The sequence below is a fragment of the Bittarella massiliensis (ex Durand et al. 2017) genome (assembly GCF_017566145.1).
Classification (GTDB): domain Bacteria; phylum Bacillota; class Clostridia; order Oscillospirales; family Ruminococcaceae; genus Bittarella; species Bittarella massiliensis_A.
This window is the reverse complement of sequence record NZ_JABFCL010000015.1, coordinates 1-20,369: the sequence shown is the minus strand read 5'-3', so window position 1 is coordinate 20,369 and position 20,369 is coordinate 1. Positions and strand designations below refer to the sequence as shown.

Below are 20,369 nucleotides of genomic sequence, written 5' to 3'. Positions count from 1 at the left end.
TTTCGGTCTCTCCCCCTGTGTGGGAAACAGGCGGCGCGCGAAACGGGGGCCAAGCGGCCAAAGCCACCGCCCCGCAAGCGGTCATTTCAAGCGCGCGGCCCCCAAAGGCGGGCATGGGGCCCAGGGAGGGGCGTTGTGCCCGCAAGCTCTCCCGCCCCCTCCCCGCCTACCCGCTCAAGTGGGCCAGGCCGTCCAGGTGAACAGCGGCAAGCAAGTGTTTGCCCGCGCCGAAAAAAGCCAGCCGCGCACGGCAGGCAACATCTCCTTCGGCCCAAAACTTCCCCCGCGTCAAAGGGAGAAGGTCCCCCGCTCCTCCCCCCACAAACAGGCGGCGGGCCGGAACGCGTCCGGCCCGCCGCCTCAGGGGTCACGGGGAAATTCGCCTGGCCACCACTGCCAGGCGGGCGTTCTCCCAGTCGTACACACAGGTGGAGAGGGTGAGAAAGTCGTCGCCGTAGCCCGCCTCCACCCCGGTGTCGTAAAGGGCGTTCCCCTTGATGTTCTCGTAAAAGTGGGCGAAGGAGGCCTCGTCGGGGAAATCGGTCTCGGCGTAGTAGCGAAAGCCCTCCTCCCCCTGGCGGTAAACCCGGGAGAGGAGCACCGCCACCACCTGGTACTCCCCCGCCTGGGCCAGGGTGTCAAAGCGCAGGGTGGAGTGCGCCCGGCAGAAAGCCGGGTCGCGGTACCCCTCCAGCGGGCCGAACATCTGCTGGCTGTGGGGCATGTTGTGGCCGTAGACGATCAGGTTGTCCGGCCGCTCCTCCAAAGAGACCCCGTGCTTGATGAAGGGGGTGCCAAAGCGGTCCTCCTCGCGGGCAAAGTTGTGGGTCAGGTAATAGGGGGCGGCCCGCTCCCGCACCACCGGAAAGTCGATCCCCGTCCCCTCAATGGCGATCCAGCCCACCAGATCGCTGTTCTGGGCATAGAGGGGCTGCAGGTAGGCCAGCGGGTCCCGGGGCAGGGCGTTCAGCGCCTCCCCCATCGCCTGCAAACGCGGAACTGCCGCCGCCTGGGCGCCGGCGGGGAGAAGTCCCACCAGGGCTGGCGCGGCCGCCGTCAGCAGACAGAGGGCGAGGGCGGGCCCCGCCGCCCGTCCGCCCCTCGCAGCCCGCCCCTCCGCCCGTTTCAGGGCGTCGCCGGCCCGGCGAGCCAGGGCGAGACCGCGCTCCCCCAGCCACTCCCCCAGGGCCAGCAGGCCGTACCCCGCCGCCCGTCCCAGCAGCGCCAGCCGTTCCAGCCCCCACTCCCCCAGGGCGGGGAGGGCCAGCAGGGCCACCCGCGCCAGGAGCGCCGCCCGCTCCCCTCCTGCCGGCTGCGGGACCGGTTTTTCGCCGCGGTCCATCCCGCCGTCCCCCTTTCTCTGCAAAAGAAAGGATGTGAGCACCTCACACCCTTTCCCCGCGGTCTCTCGCCGCGCCCTCAAACAAAACTTACCGGGCTGTGCCCTCTCCGCGGCGCAGCTTCCAGAAGAGGAGGGCTCCCGCCGCCAGGATCCCCAGGCCGGCAGCCCAGCCAGCGCCCTGGCCGGCAGCGCCGGTGTTGGGCTCGTCGTCCAGCCGGTCGGCGGGCGGGGTCGGCGCCGGGGCCTCCCCGGTGTCCCGGTAGCCCACCACATAGGTGGAAAACCGGCAAACGGTCAGATCGATGGCGGTGCCGTCGCTGTGCAGGGCCATCTTCTCCCCCTTGTCGTTGGGGGTCTCGGTGAGGGTGTCCACCTGGCCGCCGTGGCTGCGGTAGACCACGTAATCGGTCTTGCCCTGCGCGCTCTCCGGCAGGGCGATGGTGAACTGCACCATGCTGTCCAGCTCGTCCACCGGGCCGGAGGCGGCGTCCACCGTCTGCCCGGCGGCGTCCTTCACCTCTTTGGCCAGGGAGATGTCAAACATCAGCCCCAGGGTGTTGCCGTCCCGCTCGGCGCTGGCCTGCAGCGCCTCCAGCTCAGGGGGCGCGCTGTTCTCCCCCACCCAGATTTTCAGCTGGGTGGTGTGCCCCTTGGTGGGGTCGGCCAGGGCCTTGGCCACCGCCTCCAGCCCGCTGACCGACACGGCGCTTCCGGGCAGGTTCTGGCTGCCGGCCACCACCACCTTCGCCTGCACCGCCGCGGGGATGAGCTCGCTCATGGTAAAGACCGGCACCTGCAGCGCGTTTTTGACCACGTAGTCCACCCGGTAGGAGGTGTACACCTCCGGCGGTCCCGGCAGCGAAAAGGTCTGGCTCTCGGTGTAAACCGCGCCGGCGGTAAAGGCCACGTCCGCCTGGCTCCTGCTGCCCACCTGGCGCACCTGGCTTCCCTGGATGTCCAGCTCCTTCACGGCGTACTCCACCTGGTAAACGCCGTCCTTCTCCGCCTGCAGCGACACCGAAGCGGTGATCTGCTCCCCCTCCAGTGCCGCGGTGATGCCGGCGCTGTCGCGGTCAAACTCGCCCCCGTCGGCGCCGCCGCCCATCACCAGCACCATGGAGCGGATGTAAACGATCCAGCCGTCGTTGGTGGTCATGGAGATGCTGTTTTCCCGCCCGTCCTGCAAAGAGGCCAGGGCCGCGCCCGAGACCTCCAGCACGGTGGTGTTCCACTCGCCGTCCATCCCGGTGAGGATGCCCAGGGAGTGGCCGTTGAGAAACACCTCGTCGAGTTCGTCCGGGGCGTCCACGTCATAGGCGTAGATCACCAGCTGGGCGCTGGCCGCCGTCCCCTGCGGGTCGTCAAAGGTCACCGGCGCAAAGGGGTCGTATTCGGTGTTGGTGAGGTCCTGTCCCCCGCCGTAGGGACTGGTCTCGCCGCTGTTAAAAACCTCCACCGTAGCGCCGGTCCCCGCCCCCGCCGCCAGCGCTGCCGTGGCCGGAAAGGCCAGAAGGGCCGCCAGAAGAAAGCTGACCAGCCGTTTTGCCGGGTGTTTTTTCATGTTGCCGCAATCCTTTCTCTTCTCCCAAATCATCGGGATTTCTTTTTTCATCATATCAGCGGCATATGGGGAAAACAATCGGCCCGCCCCTTCTTGTGAAACCTTGTCAACTGGCCCCGGCACTGCACCCGCGCCGGGCTGGTCACGGCTTTTATCCGCCCGTTTCTGCCCCGTGACCTTGGGGGTGGCAAACTCCAAAAGGCGCAGAAAAAAGAGGGCCGGTTGCCCGGCCCTCTAACTCGCGAGGTAGCGCTTGTCCTCGATCCAGCCGCCCGCCCAGCAGACGGCCGCCAACGCAGTTAAAATCACCAGTCGAACGGCGGGGTCAGGCGCAGGGGATATGTCCGTCCCCTCCCCCGCGCTCCCCAGTGCGGGGAAGAGGGACAGCCAGCTGGGAAGAACCGCCATCACATGGGCCACACAGTGGTAGAGCACCAGCGCCAGAAAAGCCACCATGGACGAGTGAAAGCAATAGGAGAGGAAGTAGAGCAGCCCCAGCAGCACTGCCGCCGCCAGCACCTGTAAGCGCCACTCCGCCGCGACCTCGGCGGAAAAGTCGGAAAACTGCTTTTCGATCCAGAAAAACAGGGCCGCCAAACCCGCCAGGTAGAGTACCCCGCAAAAGGCCGTCAAGCGCCACTGCCGGGTGTAAGCGCCGGTGTAGGCGCGGGCCATTTCACAAGTCCCCCCCTCGACATAATCCCGCAGGGCAAAGGCCGGGCACCAGATGGCGCAGATCGGGAGAATCATCCGCAGCAGCTGTACAGTCTGTTCCAGGGTCTGGGGGGTGGGGCCGTCCCCCACCAATATTTTCTGTATGGACAGGGGCAGCAAAAGCCCCATGGCCAGCACCGGCACCGCCAGCCGGTAGCGCAGGTAGAGGACCGCCAGCGCCAACCGCCTGCCCTCCAACAACAGCCGCTTCACAGCTTCTTGATGGCGCAGAGGTAGCCATCCTCCGTGGTGGGTTCCAGCGGCCGCCCGCCCGCAAGGGGTTGCGCCGACAATACCCGATACCACTTCTTTCCGCCCTCTTCCCGAATGCCGACCACCATCTCTCCCTGGTCGGAAGAGTCCACCTCGTACACCTTTCCCTCTGCCAGCTCCGCCACCTCTGCCGCCGGCAAGTCGTAGAGGATCTGCCCCTCATTGAGGATGATGATCTTGTCGCAGATGGCGTCCACGTCCGCCAGGATGTGGGTGGAGAGCAGCACCGTCTTTCCGGGGCTCACCTCCTCCACAATGGTCTTAAAGCGCATCCGCTCCTCCTGGTCGAGGCCGGCGGTGGGCTCGTCGAAGAGGAGGATTTCCGGGTCCCCCAGCAGCGCCGCGGCAATGCCCAGCCGCCGCGCCATCCCGCCGGAGAGGGTGCGCACCCTGCTGGTGACCCGCTGCTCCAGATTGACCAGCCGCAGCACCCGCTCGATCTCCTCGGCGGGGTTGGCCAACTTTAGCCGGCGGATGGAGGCCAGATACTCCAGTGCCTCGCAGACCCGCAACTCTCCGTACACCCCAAATTTCTGGGGCAGATACCCCACCTGGGCGGTCAGGTCGTTTTTGCGGCTGATGGGCGCTCCGTTGTAGAGAAACCGCCCGCCACTCAAGGGGTAGATGCCCAGCATACAGCGCAAAAAGGTGGTCTTTCCCGCCCCGTTGGGGCCCAAAAAGCCGTAGACACCCCTGTCCAGGGTGAGATTCAGCTGGTGGAGTACCTCTTTGCGGCCAAATTTCTTGCTCACGCCTTCGGCTGTAATCATTTCAGTATCCCCCCTATAATCGGGTTGACCCGGTACTCGTTGAGGTAGAGACTGTCAAAGGTGACGGTGATCTCCCGGGTGCGGGGACGGGCCACCAACCGGGCAAAGTCGTCCGGCTGGTCAAAAAAGGTCATCCCCACCCGCAAGCTGATCTCCCCGTTTTCCACCCAGGGGGAAATCTCTATGTACTTGGGGTGAAAGGTCTCTCCCCCCACTGCGATGGTGACGTTCTCCGCCGGGACGCGGTAGGCCGATCCGCGGCCCAGGTGGTCCTCGTGGGTAAAGGTGCGGTAGTAGAGGGCCGGCCCCCCCGGAGAGTCAGAAATTCCGCAGGCCTGGTAAAAGGGGGACTCCAGCGGCGGAAAGGCAAAGGGGGCGGGGACGCTGGCGACCCCCTTTTTCACCGTCCCCACAAAGTCCAGGGTCAAGCGGTATTGCATGTCCACGTTTCCTTCTGCATAAGCGTTTTCCCCGTAATGGTAACCTTCGGGACCGCGCACCACCATCCGCACCCCGCAGTCGCCGTCCTCAAAGAGGGTTTTCCCCCGCTCCGGCTCGCTGTCTTCCTCCGGGTCGAAGGTGTAGGAAAAGGACCAGTCCTCCCGCTTCGTCACCGCCGGGGCGGTGGTTTTGAGCACGTGGGTGAACACGTCGGGCTTTTCGGCCAGGTAAAAGCGCAGGTCGGTCAGGGAAAACAGAGAAACAATCCCGCCCGTGACGGCCAAAACAGTCAGCAAAGGCAGCCACTTATAGAGCAGATAGCGCCGCTTCATCGGCCTTCACCTCCTCTTCAAACCCGCTGATCTCCTCCAAAAATTCTCGCGGGGTGCGGGTGTCTGTGTTGTCGAAGAGATACTGATAGGCCCGGCGCATTGTCTCCTCTTCACCCCGCCTTCTCTCTGCCTGTGCGTATAAATTTGTCAACATGGCGGCGCGGTTGCTCATATAGCGCATAACCCGTAAGGAGGGGTAAGGCGTCTCGCCCCCCGGCCACAGGTTCCCCTGCACCGCCTGCAAAACCAGCCGTTTCTCCGCCGGTACCCCGTAGTACTCGCAGAGGTAGGCGAGGGCAAAGGCATCGGGGGAGAGGTTTTGGTAGACCAGCACGTGGTCGGCAAACACCGCCGTGTTGGCCATCACCGGCAGGGTCGCCGGCGCAGTAAACACCGTGTACTGTTCCGGCAGGGAGACAGGGGCCACCCCCATCTCCGCGCTGCACCTGTCGATGGCCCCCTGCAGGGTCTGGCGGCTCACCCTTCCCCTCTCCTTCTGAACGGCAGGGTGAAAGAGGGACACTCCTTCCCCCAGGTCCCGGGTCTCCCCCAGGTCTCCCCCCGCAAGGGAGAGGCTGGAGGCCCTGCCTTCATAAACGCCCTGCTCTCCCGGCAGGCTGACGGTGAGCGGGTAGGGCGCGCTCACCCGCAGGGTGAAGTGGGTCTCCCCCTCCGGCTGCACCGAGGCAATGCTCTGCTGGTCGGTGTCAAAGAGGGGATAAAGGCCGGCCATGGGGTAGAAGGGAAAGTCCCCCGGCAAAAAGGTGGCGGTGTGGTTGGAGTAAAATTCCGGGATGCTCCCCTTATAGGCAATGGTAATCGGGTTGTCCGCCCCCGCCGTCACCCAGAGGTAGTCGCCCTCCCGCCGGTAGGGGAGGGCCGTCCCGTCCGCCCCCCGCACCCCCGTGACCCGGTAGCCGTGGTACAGGGTAAATGCCCGTACTTCCCCGCCCCCCGTCGTGGTCAGGGTGGCCTCGGCCTTCATCTCCAGGCCGATGTCCAGCTCCAGGGCGCAGTCGCTCACCGCAAAATCCGCCTCCTGCTCCTCCCGCCGGGCGTTGCCGAAGATGTAGTAGCTGTCGATCTGCGAATAGGCGTAGTCCCGGGGAATGTTGTCGCCGTACTTGTTGGTGGAGCCGGTGCGCCAAAAGGCGGTGGGGAAAAGCAGACAGCAAACAGCCGCCAGCGCCGCTGTGAGCCCCCACCGCAGCGGCCGCGCCCTGCACGCCATCCGGCAGATGGGGATCAGCAGCAGGGCGATCCAAAAGCCGTTTAAAAACAGGCGGAAGGGCTCCCCCGGCGTGCCGTAAAGGGGGTCGGGCATCCAGATCATCCCCTGGGCAAACAGGGTGAAAAAGTCCTTGATCCGCCCCACCGGCAGCGCCCCCGCCAGCCGCGCCAAAAAGTAGTCCGACGCGGGGGAGAGAAAAAACGCCAGCGCAATCAGCGCGCTGTACCCCGCCAGCCGCTTCAGCCGGGTGGCCATCACCATCCCCAGCAAAATGGCCACCGCCAGCGGCAGCAGGTAGTGCAAGAGGTGGCCGTCACCGCCTGCCACAGCAAAAGCATTGGCAAACCGGCCTTGAAGTGCCAGTACACGTCATAGGCCAGCACATTCAGCCCCAACAGCACTGCCAGCGCTCCGAGGATGACCCCCTTGGCCAGCAGCACCCGCCCCCGAACGCCCCGGCCAAACTGGGTGCACTCCTCCAGCCCGGCGTCGGCGATCTTGACGGTAAATTCGTAAGACAGCACCACAAACCCCAAAAAGCAGAGAAACCCAAAGTCCTGGTTGTAGTTCCCCGGCAAAACCGGGTTCATCTCCCGTGTCCCGTCCAGTTTCAAAAATTGCGCCACAAACCAGCCCAGGTAGTAATTGAGCGCGCCGAACAGCAGGGCGGTCAAAACCGGCAGGTAAAAGGTGCGCCCAAACACCCGCATTTCGTTTTTGAATACGCTCTTCACCGTAACACCCTCTCTCGCAGGTTGAGTGGGTCTGCAAGGCGGTCCCTAAAAAGCAAGAAGGGCTGCGCACCCTTCCTTGCTTACACAGGCAAATTCAGTTTAAGATGCTAGTTGACGTACAGGGTGCCGTAGCCCGACTGGTAGTCTGTGCCGTGAGTGACCAGCCACCCCCGATAGCTGGCAGTCCTGGCATAGGTCGGGGTGGATGCGGATCCCCCCGCGGCCACATCCCGCGAGTAGACGGTGCGCTCAGGCTGCAGGTCCGCCACCCGCAGTTCGATGTGGGCGCCGCTGTGGCCACCAGTCATCCTCCCCCACATGTAGCCGGAGTTCCCGCTCAGATAGCCCGTCCGGTATGTGCCTGTGGTTCCGTGGGCTGTGGGCGTGCTTGAAGATGCAGCCATGGCCGGGCCGATGGCGAACATGGCGATGGCCAGAACAGCTGTGAAGATGGCGAACAGTTTCTTTTTCATAGTCCTGCTCCTTTCGATTGCGCAGCCCTTTTTACACCCTTATTATACCGCTATAGCCGTCATTTTACAATACTTTTATAAATAAAATTGAATATTTTTATACATATCTTAACATGTTGCTTTTTGTCGAAAACAGTTTTTCCCCTTTACTGGTAGCACTGGGCAAGGGTATCCGCCAGGTCAAAGGCAGAACGGCCACTGAAAAAAACCCACTGCACCGGGCCGCCCTCCCCGATTGTAAAGGTCGTCCGCCCCCTGTTGGGGCCTGTGCTGGTGTCGCAGGTGACCCTGCACCAGTCGTAACAGCGGCGATCCCAATTGTTCTGATAATCGAGGTCATTATCGGCTTCATCCTGGTTGAGCCAGAGAATGGGGTAGACCGAATAGAGGTAGTTGCCCAGCCAGGACTTCCCAATTCCCGCATAGAGGGGGGCCATGGCACTGTCGGGGTACTTCTCCGCCAAAACGTTCAGGGTGCTGGTGTAGCGCCCGTCCTTGGTCGTCCCCATGTCAAACCCCCAAGAGGCCTCGGTTGTCTGCTGGTCGTAAATGGTCAGCCGCACCCCGCTGTCAATGACGTACTGCAGCGCCTCCGGATCGTTTTTGGCGTTGAACTCAATGGGATGGTTCTCTCCCCCCTCCCCGCAGGCAGCCACCACACGGGCAATCATCTCTTTCAGTTCCGGGTGCTCCTGCAGCGCCCGGGCCACATTGGTCAGGGGGCCCAGGGCCACGATCTGCAGCTTCCCCTCGCAGGCTTGCGCCTCCTGCCAGATCAGCTCGCTGGCCGACAGCTCACTGAATTCCATCTTGGGCTGGGGCAGCTCCACCGATCCCAGGCCGCTCTCCCCGTGGTTGACCGGGTCGGTGATCGGCTCCCCCACCAGCGGCCGCTGGGCCCCCAATGCCACCGGCGCCTGCAGCCCAATGTGGTCGCAGACCGCCAGGGTGTTGGCCCCGGCCTGCTCCAAGCCCACGCACCCCTGCACCACCGTCACCCCACGCACCTCCAACCCTTCGCTCTTCCTGGCCATCGCCAGGGCAATGGCGTCGTCGGTGCCGGTGTCCACGTCGATGATCACCGGGATCACCTCTTCCCGCGTCGTCTGCATCTTTTTCTCCACCTTTTTCCCGCAGCCGCAAAACAAAACGGCCGCGCAGACAAAAACGGCAAACACTCGCTTCATTTCATCGTTTCCCCTTTCGATGAGATGCCTGCAATCGCAGATTGATCGATCTTTCCTTTTTACTGGTAGCACTGGGCAAGGGTGTCCACCTCGAGAAAGGCAGAAGTGCTGCTAAAAAAAACCCACTGCACCGGGCCGCCCTCCCCGATTGTAAAGGTCGTCCGTCCCCTGTTGGGGCCTGTGCTGGTGTCGCAGGTGACCCTGCACCAGTCGTAACAGAGGCGAACCCAATTGTTCTGATAATCGAGGTCATTATGGGCTTCATTCACATTGAGCCAGATGATAGGGTAGACCGAATAGAGGTAGTTGCCCAGCCAGGACTTCCCAACCCCTTTGAAAAGGGGGGTCATGGTGTTGTCGGGGTACTTCTCCGCCAAAACGTTCAGGGTGCTGGTGTAGCGCCCGTCCTTGGTCGTCCCCATGTCAAACCCCCAAGAGGCCTCGGTTGTCTGCTGGTCGTAAATGGTCAGCCGCACCCCGCTGTCAATGACGTACTGCAGCGCCTCCGGATCGTTTTTGGCGTTGAACTCAATGGGATGGTTCTCTCCCCCCTCCCCGCAGGCAGCCACCACACGGGCAATCATCTCTTTCAGTTCCGGGTGCTCCTGCAGCGCCCGGGCCACATTGGTCAGGGGGCCCAGGGCCACGATCTGCAGCTTCCCCTCGCAGGCTTGCGCCTCCTGCCAGATCAGCTCGCTGGCCGACAGCTCACTGAATTCCATCTTGGGCTGGGGCAGCTCCACCGATCCCAGGCCGCTCTCCCCGTGGTTGACCGGGTCGGTGATCGGCTCCCCCACCAGCGGCCGCTGGGCCCCCAATGCCACCGGCGCCTGCAGCCCAATGTGGTCGCAGACCGCCAGGGTGTTGGCCCCGGCCTGCTCCAAGCCCACGCACCCCTGCACCACCGTCACCCCACGCACCTCCAGCACCGCGCTCTTGCGGGCAAAGGCCAGGGCAATGGCGTCGTCGGTGCCGGTGTCCACGTCGATGATGACCGGGATCACCTCCTCCCGTGTCGTCTGCATCTTTTTATCCACCTTTTTCCCGCAGCCGCAAAACAAAACGGCCGCGCAGACAAAAACAGCAAATACCCGCTTCATTTCACCGTTCCCCCTCTCTCAAACTGGCGTCAGATCGGTGGGGCTTCTCTCCTACTGTCAGTATACGACAGATTGGCCGCACAGGCAATTGTAAACGAAAACTGTAATATTTGAGTAATCTTTATAGCATTACTTTGCCGTAAAAAGAGCCGACAAACTGTGCTTTTTCACAAGTTTGTCGGCCCTGCATCTATGTGCCTGACTCTCTGTTTCTCCGATTTTTTTGACAATTTCTTAAATTCATTCTCTTCCATCAATCAAATTGGGGCAGCAAACTCGAACAGCACTCCAAAAGTCAATGGTCCTTTTTGCTCTTTATCTTTCCGAAAGACAGCAGGGCAGAAAGTGGATTCTATTTTACAAAAGAATTCCCCCTCACAAAAATGAGGGGGGATCGCCTGGAACTCACCCTGCCTTCACCAAGCAGAGGGGGTGCCCCGCGGGGTCGAGAACGGTGGTGAACACCTCGCCACCGAACTGGGCGTCGGCCTTTCTGCCGCCCAGGGCCTCGGCCTTGGCAACGGCCTCCGCCACGTCGGGCACAAAAAAGTCAAAGTGGACCTGCTTTTGCTGGCAGCCCTCCTCCTCCGGCCACACGGGGGAGACGTAGTCCTCCTCCTGCACAAAGAGAAGGGTGACCCCGGCGGCGCTGGTGAGGGTGGGGTGGCCGAACATCTCCCCCCGCTTCCAGCCGAGAAGGCCCTCGTAAAAGGCGCAGAGCTGCCCCTCGTCGGCGCAGTCCACCACAATGTCGGCAAGTCGAATTTCAGCGGACACAACAATTCCTCCTTTGTCTAAAGACGGGTTTTTCCTCTTGTTTTAGTGTAGCACAAAGCGGTGGCGGCTGGCAAGGGCATCCGCCCCTTCCCGGGGGGGCGCTCAGCACCCTTCTCCCCAGGCCTTCCCCAGCAGCCGCACCCCTTCGCCGATCTCCCCCTCCGAAAGGCCGGCAAACCCCAGCAGCACCATGTCCCCGCCGTAGCGCTCCCGCTCCATCCAGTAGCGGGAGACCGGGTAGACCCGCACCTGCCGCTCCAGGGCGCGGCGGATGAGCTCCTCCTCTCCCCGCCCCTCTAGCGACTGCACCATCAGGTGCAGCCCCGCGTTCTCCCCCCGCACGGCAAAGCGCCCGCCCAGCTCCTCCTTCAGGCAGCGCACCAGCAGGTCGTGCTTTTTGCGGTTGGCGGTGCAGACCCGGCGAAGGTGCGCCTCCCACCGCTCCGAGGCCAAAAACTGCTCCAACACCCTCTGCTCCAACATCGAGACCGAGGCCGGGTACTCGGCAAACTCCCGGTCGTACACCTGGGCCAGCGGGGGCGGCAGCACCATGTAGCTGACCCGCAGCCCCGGCGAGAGGATTTTGGAAAGGGTTCCCATGTAGACCACGTTGTCCCCGGGGCTGAGGCTGGCGATGGAGGGGATGGGCCGGCTGTGGTAGCGAAACTCGCTGTCGTAGTCGTCCTCGATGACGATCCCGCCGGTCTGCCGGGCCCAGTTGAGCAGCCGGTGCCGCTTTTGAATGGAGAGCACCGCCCCTCCGGGAAACTGGTGGGAAGGGGTGGTGTAAACCGCCCCCGCCCCGCTGGCCGCCAGGGCGTCAACGCAGAGCCCGTCCCCCTCCACCGGGATGGGCAGCAGCCCCAGGCCGCACTTGGCAAAAACCTCCTTGGCGTTGGGGTATCCCGGGTCCTCCATCGCCACCTGTCCCCACCGGGGGCGCAGCATCTGCCCCAACAGGGTCAGGGCGTAGGTGGTCCCGGCGCAGATGAGCACCTGTTCGGGCGCGCAGACCACCCCCCGGGAGCGGCGGAGGTAGCGCCCGATCTCCCGCCGCAGCCCGTAGGACCCCTTGCCGTTTCCGTACCCCACCAACTCCTCGGGCCGCAGCTCGTCCAGGGCCTGGGCCGTCCACCGCCGCCAGGGCCCCAGGGGGAAATCGCGGGGGTCCAGCTGTCCGTACTGAAAGTCGATGCGCACCCGCTCGCGCAGGGGCGGGGGCGGCGCCTCCCGCCTCTCGGCGGGGGCCGGGGGCGGGCAGGGCCCCAGCTCCACCAGCTGCTGCACCTCGTACCCGCTGCCCTGGCGGCTGCTCACATACCCCTCCACCGCCAGCTGGGCGTAGGCGCTCTCCACCGTGTTCCGCCCCACCGCCAGGGTGGCGGCCAGGGCCCGGGTGGAGGGCAGCCGCTCCCCCGGGCGCAGCTGCCCGGCGGCAATCATCCCCTTTATCTGGCGGTAGATCTGCACGTACAGGGGTTCGCCGCCCCTCTCCTCAAGTAGGATGAGCACCTCACATCGCCTCCAATTGGTCCCTATAAATTCTCTCAAATTGGCTCTTTCTCACAAGCCAATAATACCCTATACTGGTGCCAGAACGCAAATTATCCCGCAATGAAATGAGGAGGACTGCAACATGCTGGACAAAAAACTGCTCGACATTCTCGCCCACGAAGGGGTGGTGGCCATTGTCTCCTGCCGCGAGAACGAGCCCCACGTGGTCAACACCTGGCACAGCTATGTCAACATCACCGAGGACGAGCGCCTGCTCATCCCCGCCGGGGGGATGACCAGCATCGAGAGAGACACGTCCGCCAACAACAAGGTGCTGTTGGCCCTGGGCAGCAACCAGGTGGAGGGCAGCGGCGGCTCCATGGGCGCCGGCTTCCGCCTCGAGGGGACCGCCCGCTTCCTCACCTCCGGCCCCGACTTTGAAAAGATGATCGCCCAGTTCCCCTGGCTCAGCCGGGTACTGGAAGTCACCGTCACCTCCCTCAAGGAGACCATGTAGCCCCAACCGCCCAAAACGAGCCGCCGGCAACACTGCCGGCGGCTCGTTTGCTTCCCGCCTTATCGGCTGGGCATCTCAAAGGTGGCCAGGGCCTCGTTTAAAAAGGCGTTAAAGGGCCGCATCTTCAAAAAGAGGTCGGCGGCAAAGCCCACAAAGTCGGGGGCGAGAAGCTGCTCGTCTCCCAGCGGGTACTCCAGGTACCAGCTCTTGTTCTTCAGGTACTGGGCCTGGGGGTGGTCCGGGTCATAGCCCCGGGGAACGTTTTTGAGGGCGCTGCCCCCCACGGTGAAGTGGGCCTGAAAGTCGGGGTCGGCGAGGATCTCCCCCCAGCGCTCCCCCTGGGCGGCAATGGCGTCCCGCACCAGGGCCGTGGCGTCCCGGAACATGTCGGCAAAGAGCCCCCCGCCCAGAAACGACCGTCCCCCCGGCCGCAAAAAGAGGTAGTACCCCACCGGCACCGGCAGCTTTCCCCTAGGGCCGATGTGGGCGCGAAACGACGGGTTGTAGGGGGACTTGTCCCGGCTGAAGCGGGTGTCCCGCATCAATTTAAAGGTGAGGGTCTTGGGCTCGGCCAGGGGGATTTCCGGGTCCCCCTGGCGCAGGGCGAGGTTCAGTTCCCCCACCAGCTCCTCAAAGGCGGCGGTGGCCTGCCGGTACGCCTCCCCGTGGGCGTGAAACCAGTCTTTGTCGTTGTGTTCTTCCAGCTCCCGCAAAAAGGAGAGCATCTCCTCCATCCTCATCTCTGCGCCCCCTCTGTCTCCATCACGGTGGCAAAACTCCCCGAGGCCAGCAGCCCCTCCACCCAGTCGCGCACCTCTTCGGGGGTGCGGTAGGCGGGCAGGTCGGCAAAGACCTGGGAGAGCCCGTCCAGCTCCTCCATGGCGTCGGTGAACTGGGCGATGTCCTGGTACCGGCACTCCTCCAGCCCGGGGAAGACCAGGTGCGCGGGGTCGATGCGGTGGGTGGCAATGGCGTAGTTGGTCCGCCGCTTGCAGGAACAGCTCCCGCCGCCCAGTCCGCAGTATTCCCCCAAAAACGCCCCCACCTTCTTGCGGATGCGGGAGAGCCGCTGCCGGTAGGCCTCAGGGGTCAGCCCGAGGATCTCGGCGGCCACCCGGCTGTCCAGGCGGAACATGGTCCCCAGCACGTAGATGCAGCGGCTCTCGGCGTCCAGGCACTGGAGCATGACGTTGGTGCAGGAGAGCTTGAGTTCCCGCTCCAACAGCCCCTGGTCCACCCCGCCGCTCAGGTCGGGGACGTCCCGCTCCCGGCCGGAGGCAATGTCCTCACCGTAGATTTCAAAGCTCAAGGGCCGCTGGGCAAACATCCCCTTTTTGTAATCTCGCAGGTGGTTGATTGCAATGCGAAACACCCAGGTGGATAAACTCGCCTCCTGCCGGAAGGAGGCGAGCCGGGTCATCACCTTGATGAGGATCTCCTGGGTGGCGTCCTCCGCGTCGGGCAGGGTCCCCAGCATCCGCAGGGAGAGGTTGAATACCAAATCCTGTACCCCGGCCAGCACCTCCTCCAGCGCCTTCTGGTCGCCGGCGACGGCCCGCTCAATGGTCTGTTTTTCCAGTGCGGTCAAATCATTCATGCGCACACCTCCTATATACAGTTAGACGGGCCCCGCCGCCGGTTGTGACAGCCCTTTTCAAAATTTTGTCCATTTTTGTCGGCGCAGCCCGCCCACCGGCGCTCCCGTCTCCCGCAGCGCCACCGCAAAGGTGCAGGGGGCCGAGAGCACCTCCTCAATGATCCGGCGGCTGTCCTCCACGCTGGTGTGGGGCGGCCAGCCCGCGGCCGGGCCCACCCGGGGGTCCTTTGCCAGCTGGTAGAGCGCCGGCGCCTCCTCCGGCCGCCAGGGCCGCAAAACCAGGCGCGGTGTTTTAAAAGCCACCGTGCACTCCTCCTCTGTGTCCCCCCTCCCGCCTTTGACGGCGGAAAAAAGGCGGGGTAGCCCGGCAGGTAAAACCCAAAACAAGGCCGCGGCTCCAAGCGATCGCGGAAAAAAAGGGGAAAACAGAAGCCCCCCTCTCCCTTCCGCCCAAATCTCCGCGCAGAGCGCGGCGCGATCGCCCCATCTCACCGGTGCTCGAGACCGCATTTCAATCTGCACGCCCGCGGAATGCGGCGCAGTGGCGAGGGCAATCCCCCCTTTCTGCAAGCATTTCAATCCTCGCACTCGCGCAGGGTGCGCCAGGCAGTCGCCCACCAGTGCGTACAGCTTGTACCCATTTCAATCCGCGCCCCTCGCGCGGGGGGACGACCAGAATACGCGCAGGACAAAAACGGGGAAATCCTCATTTCGATCCACACCCCCTCGCGAGAACCGCCCGCCACTTCCCCGCCTACATGGGCTTTAAATTTCCGTTCAGCCGCTCGATCATCCAGGCCAGCCGCTTGGCCCGGCCCGCCTCGGTCTTGGCGGCGTAGTAGCCCCGGGCATAGGTCCGCCGCACCGAGGGGGACATCCTCAAAAAGTTGCCGTAGGCCGGCTCCTGTCCCCGCAGCAGTTCCTCCAACGAAGCCATCTGCTCCGCGGTGATCGCCGGGGGCGCAGGGGCGGCCCATCGGCCGTCCGCTTTGGCCTGCTCTACCTCTTTCCGGCCCCGCTCGTCCATCTGTCCCTCCCGCAAAAGCCGCTCGGCCAGCGCCCGGTTTTTGGCCGACCAGTTGCCCCTCGGCCTGCGGGGGGCAAAGCACTTGCGGTAGCGCCCCTCGTCGATGCGCTGTATCTGCCCGTCGATCCAGCCAAAGCAGAGGGCTTCCTCCAAAGCCTCCCCCGCCTTCACCGTCTGCGCGCTTCCCGCCTTGCCAAAGACCAGCCAAACCCCCGCCGAGGTCCGGCCATTCTCCTCCAACCACCGGCGAAAGGCCGCCCGGTCGGCAAATGTCAGTTCTCCCTTCATCTCCCTCTCCTCCTTCTCCTGTCCTCTGCCATTGCCATTTCTATTTCTATTGCCCTCATGGGGAGGGCATAGACCCGCTAAAAATACCGCCGGACCCGGCCCGCGTACTCCCCGTACACCTCGCCAAATCGCTGGGCGCACCACCGCTCCTCCGCGCGGATGAGCCAGTGGGCCGCCACCTGAAAGACCGCCGTCAATCCAAGCAACAGCGGCGACCGGCCCAGGGCCGCACAGCCGGCAAAAATGAGAAAATAGGCCAGGTACATGGGGTTGCGCGAGAATCGGTAGACCCCCCGCCGGCAAAACCCGCCCGCCGCCGGGGCCAACGCCCTGGCCCCCCGGCGGGCCCACCGCGCCCTCCGCATCGCCCGCCCCCAGCGGGCGTAGGCCCGGTTCGCCTTTTCCAGGGAGGGCGGGTGGTAGATGGGGCGGCAAGAACCCGCAAGCGGGCAGCCGCGGCGCGTGCTCTTTTTCACAGCTTTGCCTCCTCGTCTGCCATACAGGAAGTGTCCCTGTGCAATTAGAGGGTGTTGCAATCTATACCGCATTCTGCTAGTCTTTTAGAAGTTCGTTGACAGCGACGCCTAAAACATCGGCCATTTTGAAAAGGGTTTCCAGTGAGACCCCCTTTGTGGTGCCCACTCCCTCAACCTGGGAGACGAAGTTGTTGCTTCTGCCGATCTTTTCTGCAAAAGCCTCCTGTGTATAACCCGCTCGCTTGCGGTAATAGGCAATTTTTAGCCCCAATATCCGGTAGCGCTCCGGGTAATCGGTTCTCACAACATCACTTCCCCTCCCCACTATTGTACCAATACTGTGAGCGCGTTTTAACAAACCAATGGTAAGGATTTCCTTACTTTGAGGGAACCTTGTCTTTTCCTGAAAACTCCCGGAAAGCAGAACACCCCTCCATTTATCTTATATCGCATGGCCTATATTTTAAAAAAGCACTACAATTCTGTTGCATTTTGTAGAAACTTCTCCCCAATGGATGTACTGTGAAAAGGAGCTCCCCATGACCGTCGTCGACTTCACCCCGTCCCACCTCCCCGCGGCCAGCGCCCTCGCCCTGGCCGATTATCGGGAGCAGCAGCGCCGCCTCCCCGTCCTGCCAAGGGTGGAGGCGGCGCTAAACCTGGCCCCCTTTGCCGCAGCCGGCCTGGGCGTCGCCGCCTTTGAGGGCGGGCGGATGGTGGGCTTTCTCAGCGTCGGCCCGCCCTTTGACAACGCCTTTGGCTCCACCCGCTGCCGGGGGGTCTTTTCCCCCATGGGCGCCCACGCCGCCGCACCGGGCCGGCAGGGGCCGGTCTATGCCGCCATGTACCAGCGCGCAGCCGCCAAGTGGGTGCGCGCCGGGGCTCTCAGCCACGCCGTCGCCCTCTGCGCCCAGGGGGAGGAGGCCCAGCGCCAGTTCTTTCAGTACGGCTTCGGCCTGCGCTGTGTCGACGCCATCCGCCCCATGGAGCCGATCGACTGCCCGCCCCCCCAAGGGTACTCCTTCTTTGAACTGCCCCCCGCCCAGTTTTCGTCGGTCTACCCCTTTGAGGCGCTGCTCAACCGCCACTTCCGGGCCAGCCCGACCTTTATGAACCGCCCGCTGGAGGACTGCGCCGCCTTCTGCCGCTCCTGTGTGGCCGCGGGCGACCGCTGCTTTGCCGCCGCCTTTCAGGGGCGGCTGTGCGCCTACCTCAAGCTGTCCGCCCAGGGCGAGACCTTTCTCTCCCCCTCCCCCCGCTACCGCCACATCACCGGCGCCTTCTGCCTGGGGGAGCACCGCGGCAAAGGGGTCGTGCAAAATTTGATAAACTGCGCCGTCCGCACCCTAAAGGGGGAGGGGTATACCCACCTGGGGGTGGATTTTGAAAGCATCAACCCCGCCGCCCACGCCTTTTGGGGCAAGTATTTCACCCCCTATACCCACGGCCTGGTGCGCCGCGTCGACGAGGGGATTTTGGCCCCCCTCTGATCTTCCCGCCCCCCTCGCGGGGAAATGTGTGCTTTCCGCCCCCCTTCCCCGCCATCTGCCTGCCCCCGCGCCGCCCATTCGCCCCTGCCCCATCCCCCAAAATACAAAAAAAGCGCGGTCTCCAGGCCGCGTCTTTTTTTGCCGGACTCACCGGAAAAGGGCGCAAAACAGGGCAGAATACCGGGAATTTTGTTATATTTAATCAATATATTCCAATTTGTATAGTACAAAGAGGGCTCTCCCGCCCTTTTCGGCGGGGGAAAATTGTGCTATATTGGTAGGGATACAGGAAAACGCCAGAGGGAAGGGAAGCGGTGTCATGCTGCCGGAAGAACACGACGAGCAGGCCATGCGCGAAGTGGCAGAAAAGAAAAAAGCGCTCCTGCGGGAGGTCGTCAGCTGGGTCAAGGTGTTTGCGGTGGCGGTGGCGCTGGCCCTCTTCATCGGGCTGGTGGTCATCGTCAACGCCCAGGTGCCCACCTCCTCCATGGAGGACACCATCCGCCCCGGGGATCGGATCATCGCCCTGCGGCTGGCCTACACCTTCGGCGAGCCCCAGCGGGGGGACGTGGCGGTCTTCTACCCGCCGGATGAGCGCCGCCTCTACGTCAAGCGGGTGATCGGGATACCGGGGGACGAGATCGAGATCGAGAGCGGCGTCCTCTACCGCAACGGCGAGATGGTGGAGGAGCCCTATGTCAAGGGCATCCCCCAGGGGGACTACGGCCCCTACACCGTGCCGGAGGGGCACTATTTCCTCATGGGGGACAACCGCAACGACTCGCTGGACGCCCGCTTTTGGAGCACCCCCTACGTCCCCAAAAAAGACATGCTGGGCAAGGTGCTCTTTCGCTACTACCCCTCCATCAGCAAGGTGGAGTAGCAAAAGGGGGGAAACTGCCGTGCAAAAGCGAATCTACGCCCGGGTGTCGGGCTGGGTGCAGGGGGTCGGCTTTCGCTACTTTGTAAAGTACACCGCCAGCCTCCACAGCCTCACCGGTTGGGTGCACAACCGGGAGGACGGGGAGGTGGAGCTGGAGGTACAGGGCCCCCCCGCCGAGGTGGACGCCTTTTTGGAGGCGGTGCGGGAGGGAAACCGCTGGTCCCAGGTGGAAGGGGTGGAGACCCGCCGCCTGGACCCCATCCGCGAAAACGGGTTCGAGGTACTCTGACCCCCGCCGCCCCCGACCGCCCTTCCCAAAGGCCGCTGCCTGTAGGCAGCGGCCTTCTTTAGTAGAATTCCTCCCCTAGCCATGCCGGGGACTAAAAACCTCCGGCACTCACTGGAAAAGCTGTCTCTGTCCCCCGCCCCATCGCCCTCCCCGCGCGAAATACCCACTTCCTAGGCCACAGGCGGCGCCCCTCCCCGCGCCACACCCCTTCGCCCCCTCCTCCCAAAGGCCACCGCCAAAGAGCAGCGGCCTTTTTCAGTGAAAGCCCTCCCCCAGCCACACCGGGGCTAAAAAAGCCTTTGCCCCTCGGCAGAAAGGGAGGGAAAGGGGGCACAGCGCATGGCAAATGGCCCCCCAAAAAAGGCTTCAGCAAAGGGCTACACCCAGAGAAAGTGCAGTAGAGTCTGACCTTAAAGCGCAAATCAAGCCAAGGGGAGACGGCGATCCACTCTGCCCGCGATCCTCTCCGGGAGGGGCGCCTCTGCAACCGCCCCTGGTCGTGTGCGCCCTTGAGGCACCGCCAACGGCATAGCGCCCCCCTCCCAGCCAGGACAATCCTCCCCTCAGAAACGCCTGCCGAACGCCCTCCCCACAAGCCGCCCAACCAGCCCCCTCTTTTCCCTTCCCCCGCAAGGGCCCACCTCTCCACCCCCTTTTAAAAACCGCCGCAACCACAAGCAGTCGCCCGCCTCCCTCCCCTCTGCCCGCCCCCTGTCCTCCGGCAACAAAAAGGCCCAAGCAAAAAAGGCCGGGGGGGGCGTCCTGCCCCCTCACGGCCCGCAAACAGCCCCTCCTCCCCAAAAAAGGGGCGAACAGGCCGTTTCCCTCGGTCCGTTCGCCCCTTTGGCGCTATTCTCTCAAAAATCGCTCTGACCTTCTGCCCTCATCCATTAGCCCTCGGCCCGCTCTTTCCGGCGGCCCCGCTCCGGCGCTGCCATGTCAAGCACAATGGCAGCCGCCCAGAGCAGCAGCGCCGGCAGGTCGTAGCCGCAGCGCATCCGGGTGGCCAAAAAGGCCGCGGCAGCGGTGAGGAGGGCCAGCAGCAGAGCCCGGCCCAGGCCCACCCGCCGGGTGGACTGCCCCTCCTCGTCCTCCTCCCGGCGGCGGGACAGCAGGCGGGAGAGGCCCAGATGGCCGAGGGTGACAAGGGTCCCCAGCAGGGCCAGCCAGTGGATGGGGCAGCCGTTTTGCAGCCCGCCCCGCAGGCCACCGCCACTGCCGCCGCGTCCGTCGGACCAGTCCGCCCCCTCCATTCCGGTAAAGGGCGTCTCGCTCTCCTCAAACCCGCCGGCAATGGTCCCCTCCTGCAGCCGGTACTGCAAAAAGAGGGAGGTGCGGTTGCCGGCCGAGTCCTCCAGGGTGTAGGCGATGAG

At 63.9% G+C, this 20,369-nt stretch carries 22 protein-coding genes and 1 pseudogene; 4 read left to right on the top strand and 19 right to left on the bottom strand.

The annotated features are described in order from the left end of the window. Positions 1-367: 367 nt before the first annotated feature. The 12 genes from HJY11_RS15515 to HJY11_RS12085 all read right to left on the bottom strand — a co-directional run bounded on the left by HJY11_RS15515 (position 368) and on the right by HJY11_RS12085 (position 12,447). Positions 368-1,342, bottom strand: coding sequence for a class B sortase (locus tag HJY11_RS15515; RefSeq protein ID WP_208076221.1), 975 nt, complete (start codon positions 1,340-1,342; stop codon positions 368-370). An 88-nt stretch (positions 1,343-1,430) separates the two neighbouring features. Further along, positions 1,431-2,903 (bottom strand): hypothetical protein, encoded by a 1,473-nt coding sequence (locus HJY11_RS12135; protein ID WP_208076220.1) that lies wholly within the window; start codon positions 2,901-2,903, stop codon positions 1,431-1,433. 234 nt (positions 2,904-3,137) lie between these two features. Continuing rightward, positions 3,138-3,830 (bottom strand): hypothetical protein, encoded by a 693-nt coding sequence (locus HJY11_RS12130; protein WP_208076219.1) that lies wholly within the window; start codon positions 3,828-3,830, stop codon positions 3,138-3,140. Continuing rightward, positions 3,827-4,660 carry an ABC transporter ATP-binding protein gene (locus HJY11_RS12125; RefSeq protein WP_208076218.1) on the bottom strand — a complete coding sequence of 278 codons (834 nt, stop codon included), beginning with the start codon at positions 4,658-4,660 and terminating at the stop codon, positions 3,827-3,829. Before HJY11_RS12125 ends, HJY11_RS12130 begins: the two co-directional genes overlap by 4 nt. Next, entirely contained in the window at positions 4,657-5,433 is a 777-nt protein-coding gene (locus HJY11_RS12120; RefSeq protein WP_208076217.1) for a hypothetical protein, read from the bottom strand. Before HJY11_RS12120 ends, HJY11_RS12125 begins: the two co-directional genes overlap by 4 nt. Continuing rightward, positions 5,408-6,967, bottom strand: coding sequence for a hypothetical protein (locus HJY11_RS12115; protein WP_208076216.1), 1,560 nt, complete (start codon positions 6,965-6,967; stop codon positions 5,408-5,410). Before HJY11_RS12115 ends, HJY11_RS12120 begins: the two co-directional genes overlap by 26 nt. Then, entirely contained in the window at positions 6,919-7,398 is a 480-nt protein-coding gene (locus tag HJY11_RS12110; RefSeq protein WP_208076215.1) for a hypothetical protein, read from the bottom strand. Before HJY11_RS12110 ends, HJY11_RS12115 begins: the two co-directional genes overlap by 49 nt. 107 nt (positions 7,399-7,505) lie before the next feature. Continuing rightward, positions 7,506-7,871 carry a hypothetical protein gene (locus HJY11_RS12105; RefSeq protein ID WP_208076214.1) on the bottom strand — a complete coding sequence of 122 codons (366 nt, stop codon included), beginning with the start codon at positions 7,869-7,871 and terminating at the stop codon, positions 7,506-7,508. A 146-nt stretch (positions 7,872-8,017) separates the two neighbouring features. After that, positions 8,018-9,058 carry a nucleoside hydrolase gene (locus HJY11_RS12100; RefSeq protein WP_208076213.1) on the bottom strand — a complete coding sequence of 347 codons (1,041 nt, stop codon included), beginning with the start codon at positions 9,056-9,058 and terminating at the stop codon, positions 8,018-8,020. Positions 9,059-9,117: 59 nt separating this feature from the next. Then, positions 9,118-10,158, bottom strand: coding sequence for a nucleoside hydrolase (locus tag HJY11_RS12095; RefSeq protein ID WP_208076212.1), 1,041 nt, complete (start codon positions 10,156-10,158; stop codon positions 9,118-9,120). A 405-nt stretch (positions 10,159-10,563) separates the two neighbouring features. Continuing rightward, the gene (locus tag HJY11_RS12090; protein ID WP_208076211.1) at positions 10,564-10,935 is read right to left on the bottom strand and encodes a VOC family protein; all 372 of its coding nucleotides are present in this window, start codon (positions 10,933-10,935) and stop codon (positions 10,564-10,566) included. A gap of 102 nt (positions 10,936-11,037) precedes the next feature. Next, positions 11,038-12,447: a PLP-dependent aminotransferase family protein gene (locus HJY11_RS12085; RefSeq protein ID WP_208076210.1), complete on the bottom strand. Its 1,410-nt coding sequence runs from the start codon at positions 12,445-12,447 to the stop codon at positions 11,038-11,040. 124 nt (positions 12,448-12,571) lie between these two features. Between HJY11_RS12085 and HJY11_RS12080 the strand changes: the two genes are divergently transcribed. Next, on the top strand, positions 12,572-12,946 hold the full coding sequence (locus HJY11_RS12080) for a pyridoxamine 5'-phosphate oxidase family protein (protein ID WP_208076209.1): 375 nt from the start codon (positions 12,572-12,574) through the stop codon (positions 12,944-12,946). A 59-nt stretch (positions 12,947-13,005) separates the two neighbouring features. On the opposite strand, the gene HJY11_RS12075 is transcribed toward HJY11_RS12080, so the two are convergent. The 6 genes from HJY11_RS12075 to HJY11_RS12050 form a co-directional block, all read right to left on the bottom strand. Next, positions 13,006-13,686: a DUF2461 domain-containing protein gene (locus HJY11_RS12075; protein WP_208076208.1), complete on the bottom strand. Its 681-nt coding sequence runs from the start codon at positions 13,684-13,686 to the stop codon at positions 13,006-13,008. Beyond that, positions 13,683-14,543, bottom strand: coding sequence for an RNA polymerase sigma factor (locus HJY11_RS12070; RefSeq protein WP_208076207.1), 861 nt, complete (start codon positions 14,541-14,543; stop codon positions 13,683-13,685). Before HJY11_RS12070 ends, HJY11_RS12075 begins: the two co-directional genes overlap by 4 nt. Before the next feature lie 57 nt (positions 14,544-14,600). Continuing rightward, the gene (locus HJY11_RS15700) at positions 14,601-14,846 is read right to left on the bottom strand and encodes a GNAT family N-acetyltransferase (RefSeq protein WP_208076206.1); all 246 of its coding nucleotides are present in this window, start codon (positions 14,844-14,846) and stop codon (positions 14,601-14,603) included. A 451-nt stretch (positions 14,847-15,297) separates the two neighbouring features. Further along, on the bottom strand, positions 15,298-15,858 hold the full coding sequence (locus tag HJY11_RS12060; protein ID WP_208076205.1) for a YdeI/OmpD-associated family protein: 561 nt from the start codon (positions 15,856-15,858) through the stop codon (positions 15,298-15,300). A 77-nt stretch (positions 15,859-15,935) separates the two neighbouring features. After that, positions 15,936-16,334 (bottom strand): isoprenylcysteine carboxylmethyltransferase family protein, encoded by a 399-nt coding sequence (locus HJY11_RS15250; RefSeq protein ID WP_368041591.1) that lies wholly within the window; start codon positions 16,332-16,334, stop codon positions 15,936-15,938. A gap of 76 nt (positions 16,335-16,410) precedes the next feature. Beyond that, positions 16,411-16,638: a helix-turn-helix domain-containing protein gene (locus HJY11_RS12050; RefSeq protein ID WP_208076203.1), complete on the bottom strand. Its 228-nt coding sequence runs from the start codon at positions 16,636-16,638 to the stop codon at positions 16,411-16,413. A gap of 235 nt (positions 16,639-16,873) precedes the next feature. On the opposite strand from HJY11_RS12050, the gene HJY11_RS12045 reads away from it, so the two are divergent. From HJY11_RS12045 to HJY11_RS12035, 3 genes and pseudogenes are all read left to right on the top strand, one after another. Then, the gene (locus HJY11_RS12045; protein ID WP_208076202.1) at positions 16,874-17,824 is read left to right on the top strand and encodes a GNAT family N-acetyltransferase; all 951 of its coding nucleotides are present in this window, start codon (positions 16,874-16,876) and stop codon (positions 17,822-17,824) included. A gap of 319 nt (positions 17,825-18,143) precedes the next feature. Next, positions 18,144-18,707 carry a signal peptidase I gene (gene lepB / locus HJY11_RS12040; RefSeq protein WP_208076201.1) on the top strand — a complete coding sequence of 188 codons (564 nt, stop codon included), beginning with the start codon at positions 18,144-18,146 and terminating at the stop codon, positions 18,705-18,707. Between the two features lie 28 nt (positions 18,708-18,735). After that, positions 18,736-18,996 (top strand): annotated as a pseudogene (locus tag HJY11_RS12035) (acylphosphatase); the annotation flags it as partial. Between the two features lie 890 nt (positions 18,997-19,886). Here the strand turns inward: HJY11_RS12035 and HJY11_RS12030 are convergent. Continuing rightward, a partial coding sequence (locus tag HJY11_RS12030; protein ID WP_208076199.1) for a hypothetical protein occupies positions 19,887-20,369 on the bottom strand: 483 nt, incomplete at its 5' end.

Coding starts and splice junctions, on each gene's coding strand:
- HJY11_RS15515 (WP_208076221.1), bottom strand. CDS start 1,342: ATGGACCGCGGCGAAAAACCGGTCCCGCAGCCGGCAGGAGGGGAGCGG.
- HJY11_RS12135 (WP_208076220.1), bottom strand. CDS start 2,903: ATGAAAAAACACCCGGCAAAACGGCTGGTCAGCTTTCTTCTGGCGGCC.
- HJY11_RS12125 (WP_208076218.1), bottom strand. CDS start 4,660: ATGATTACAGCCGAAGGCGTGAGCAAGAAATTTGGCCGCAAAGAGGTA.
- HJY11_RS12120 (WP_208076217.1), bottom strand. CDS start 5,433: ATGAAGCGGCGCTATCTGCTCTATAAGTGGCTGCCTTTGCTGACTGTT.
- HJY11_RS12105 (WP_208076214.1), bottom strand. CDS start 7,871: ATGAAAAAGAAACTGTTCGCCATCTTCACAGCTGTTCTGGCCATCGCC.
- HJY11_RS12100 (WP_208076213.1), bottom strand. CDS start 9,058: ATGAAGCGAGTGTTTGCCGTTTTTGTCTGCGCGGCCGTTTTGTTTTGC.
- HJY11_RS12095 (WP_208076212.1), bottom strand. CDS start 10,158: ATGAAGCGGGTATTTGCTGTTTTTGTCTGCGCGGCCGTTTTGTTTTGC.
- HJY11_RS12080 (WP_208076209.1), top strand. CDS start 12,572: ATGCTGGACAAAAAACTGCTCGACATTCTCGCCCACGAAGGGGTGGTG.
- HJY11_RS12075 (WP_208076208.1), bottom strand. CDS start 13,686: ATGAGGATGGAGGAGATGCTCTCCTTTTTGCGGGAGCTGGAAGAACAC.
- HJY11_RS12070 (WP_208076207.1), bottom strand. CDS start 14,543: ATGAATGATTTGACCGCACTGGAAAAACAGACCATTGAGCGGGCCGTC.
- HJY11_RS12060 (WP_208076205.1), bottom strand. CDS start 15,858: ATGAAGGGAGAACTGACATTTGCCGACCGGGCGGCCTTTCGCCGGTGG.
- HJY11_RS12045 (WP_208076202.1), top strand. CDS start 16,874: ATGACCGTCGTCGACTTCACCCCGTCCCACCTCCCCGCGGCCAGCGCC.
- lepB (WP_208076201.1), top strand. CDS start 18,144: ATGCTGCCGGAAGAACACGACGAGCAGGCCATGCGCGAAGTGGCAGAA.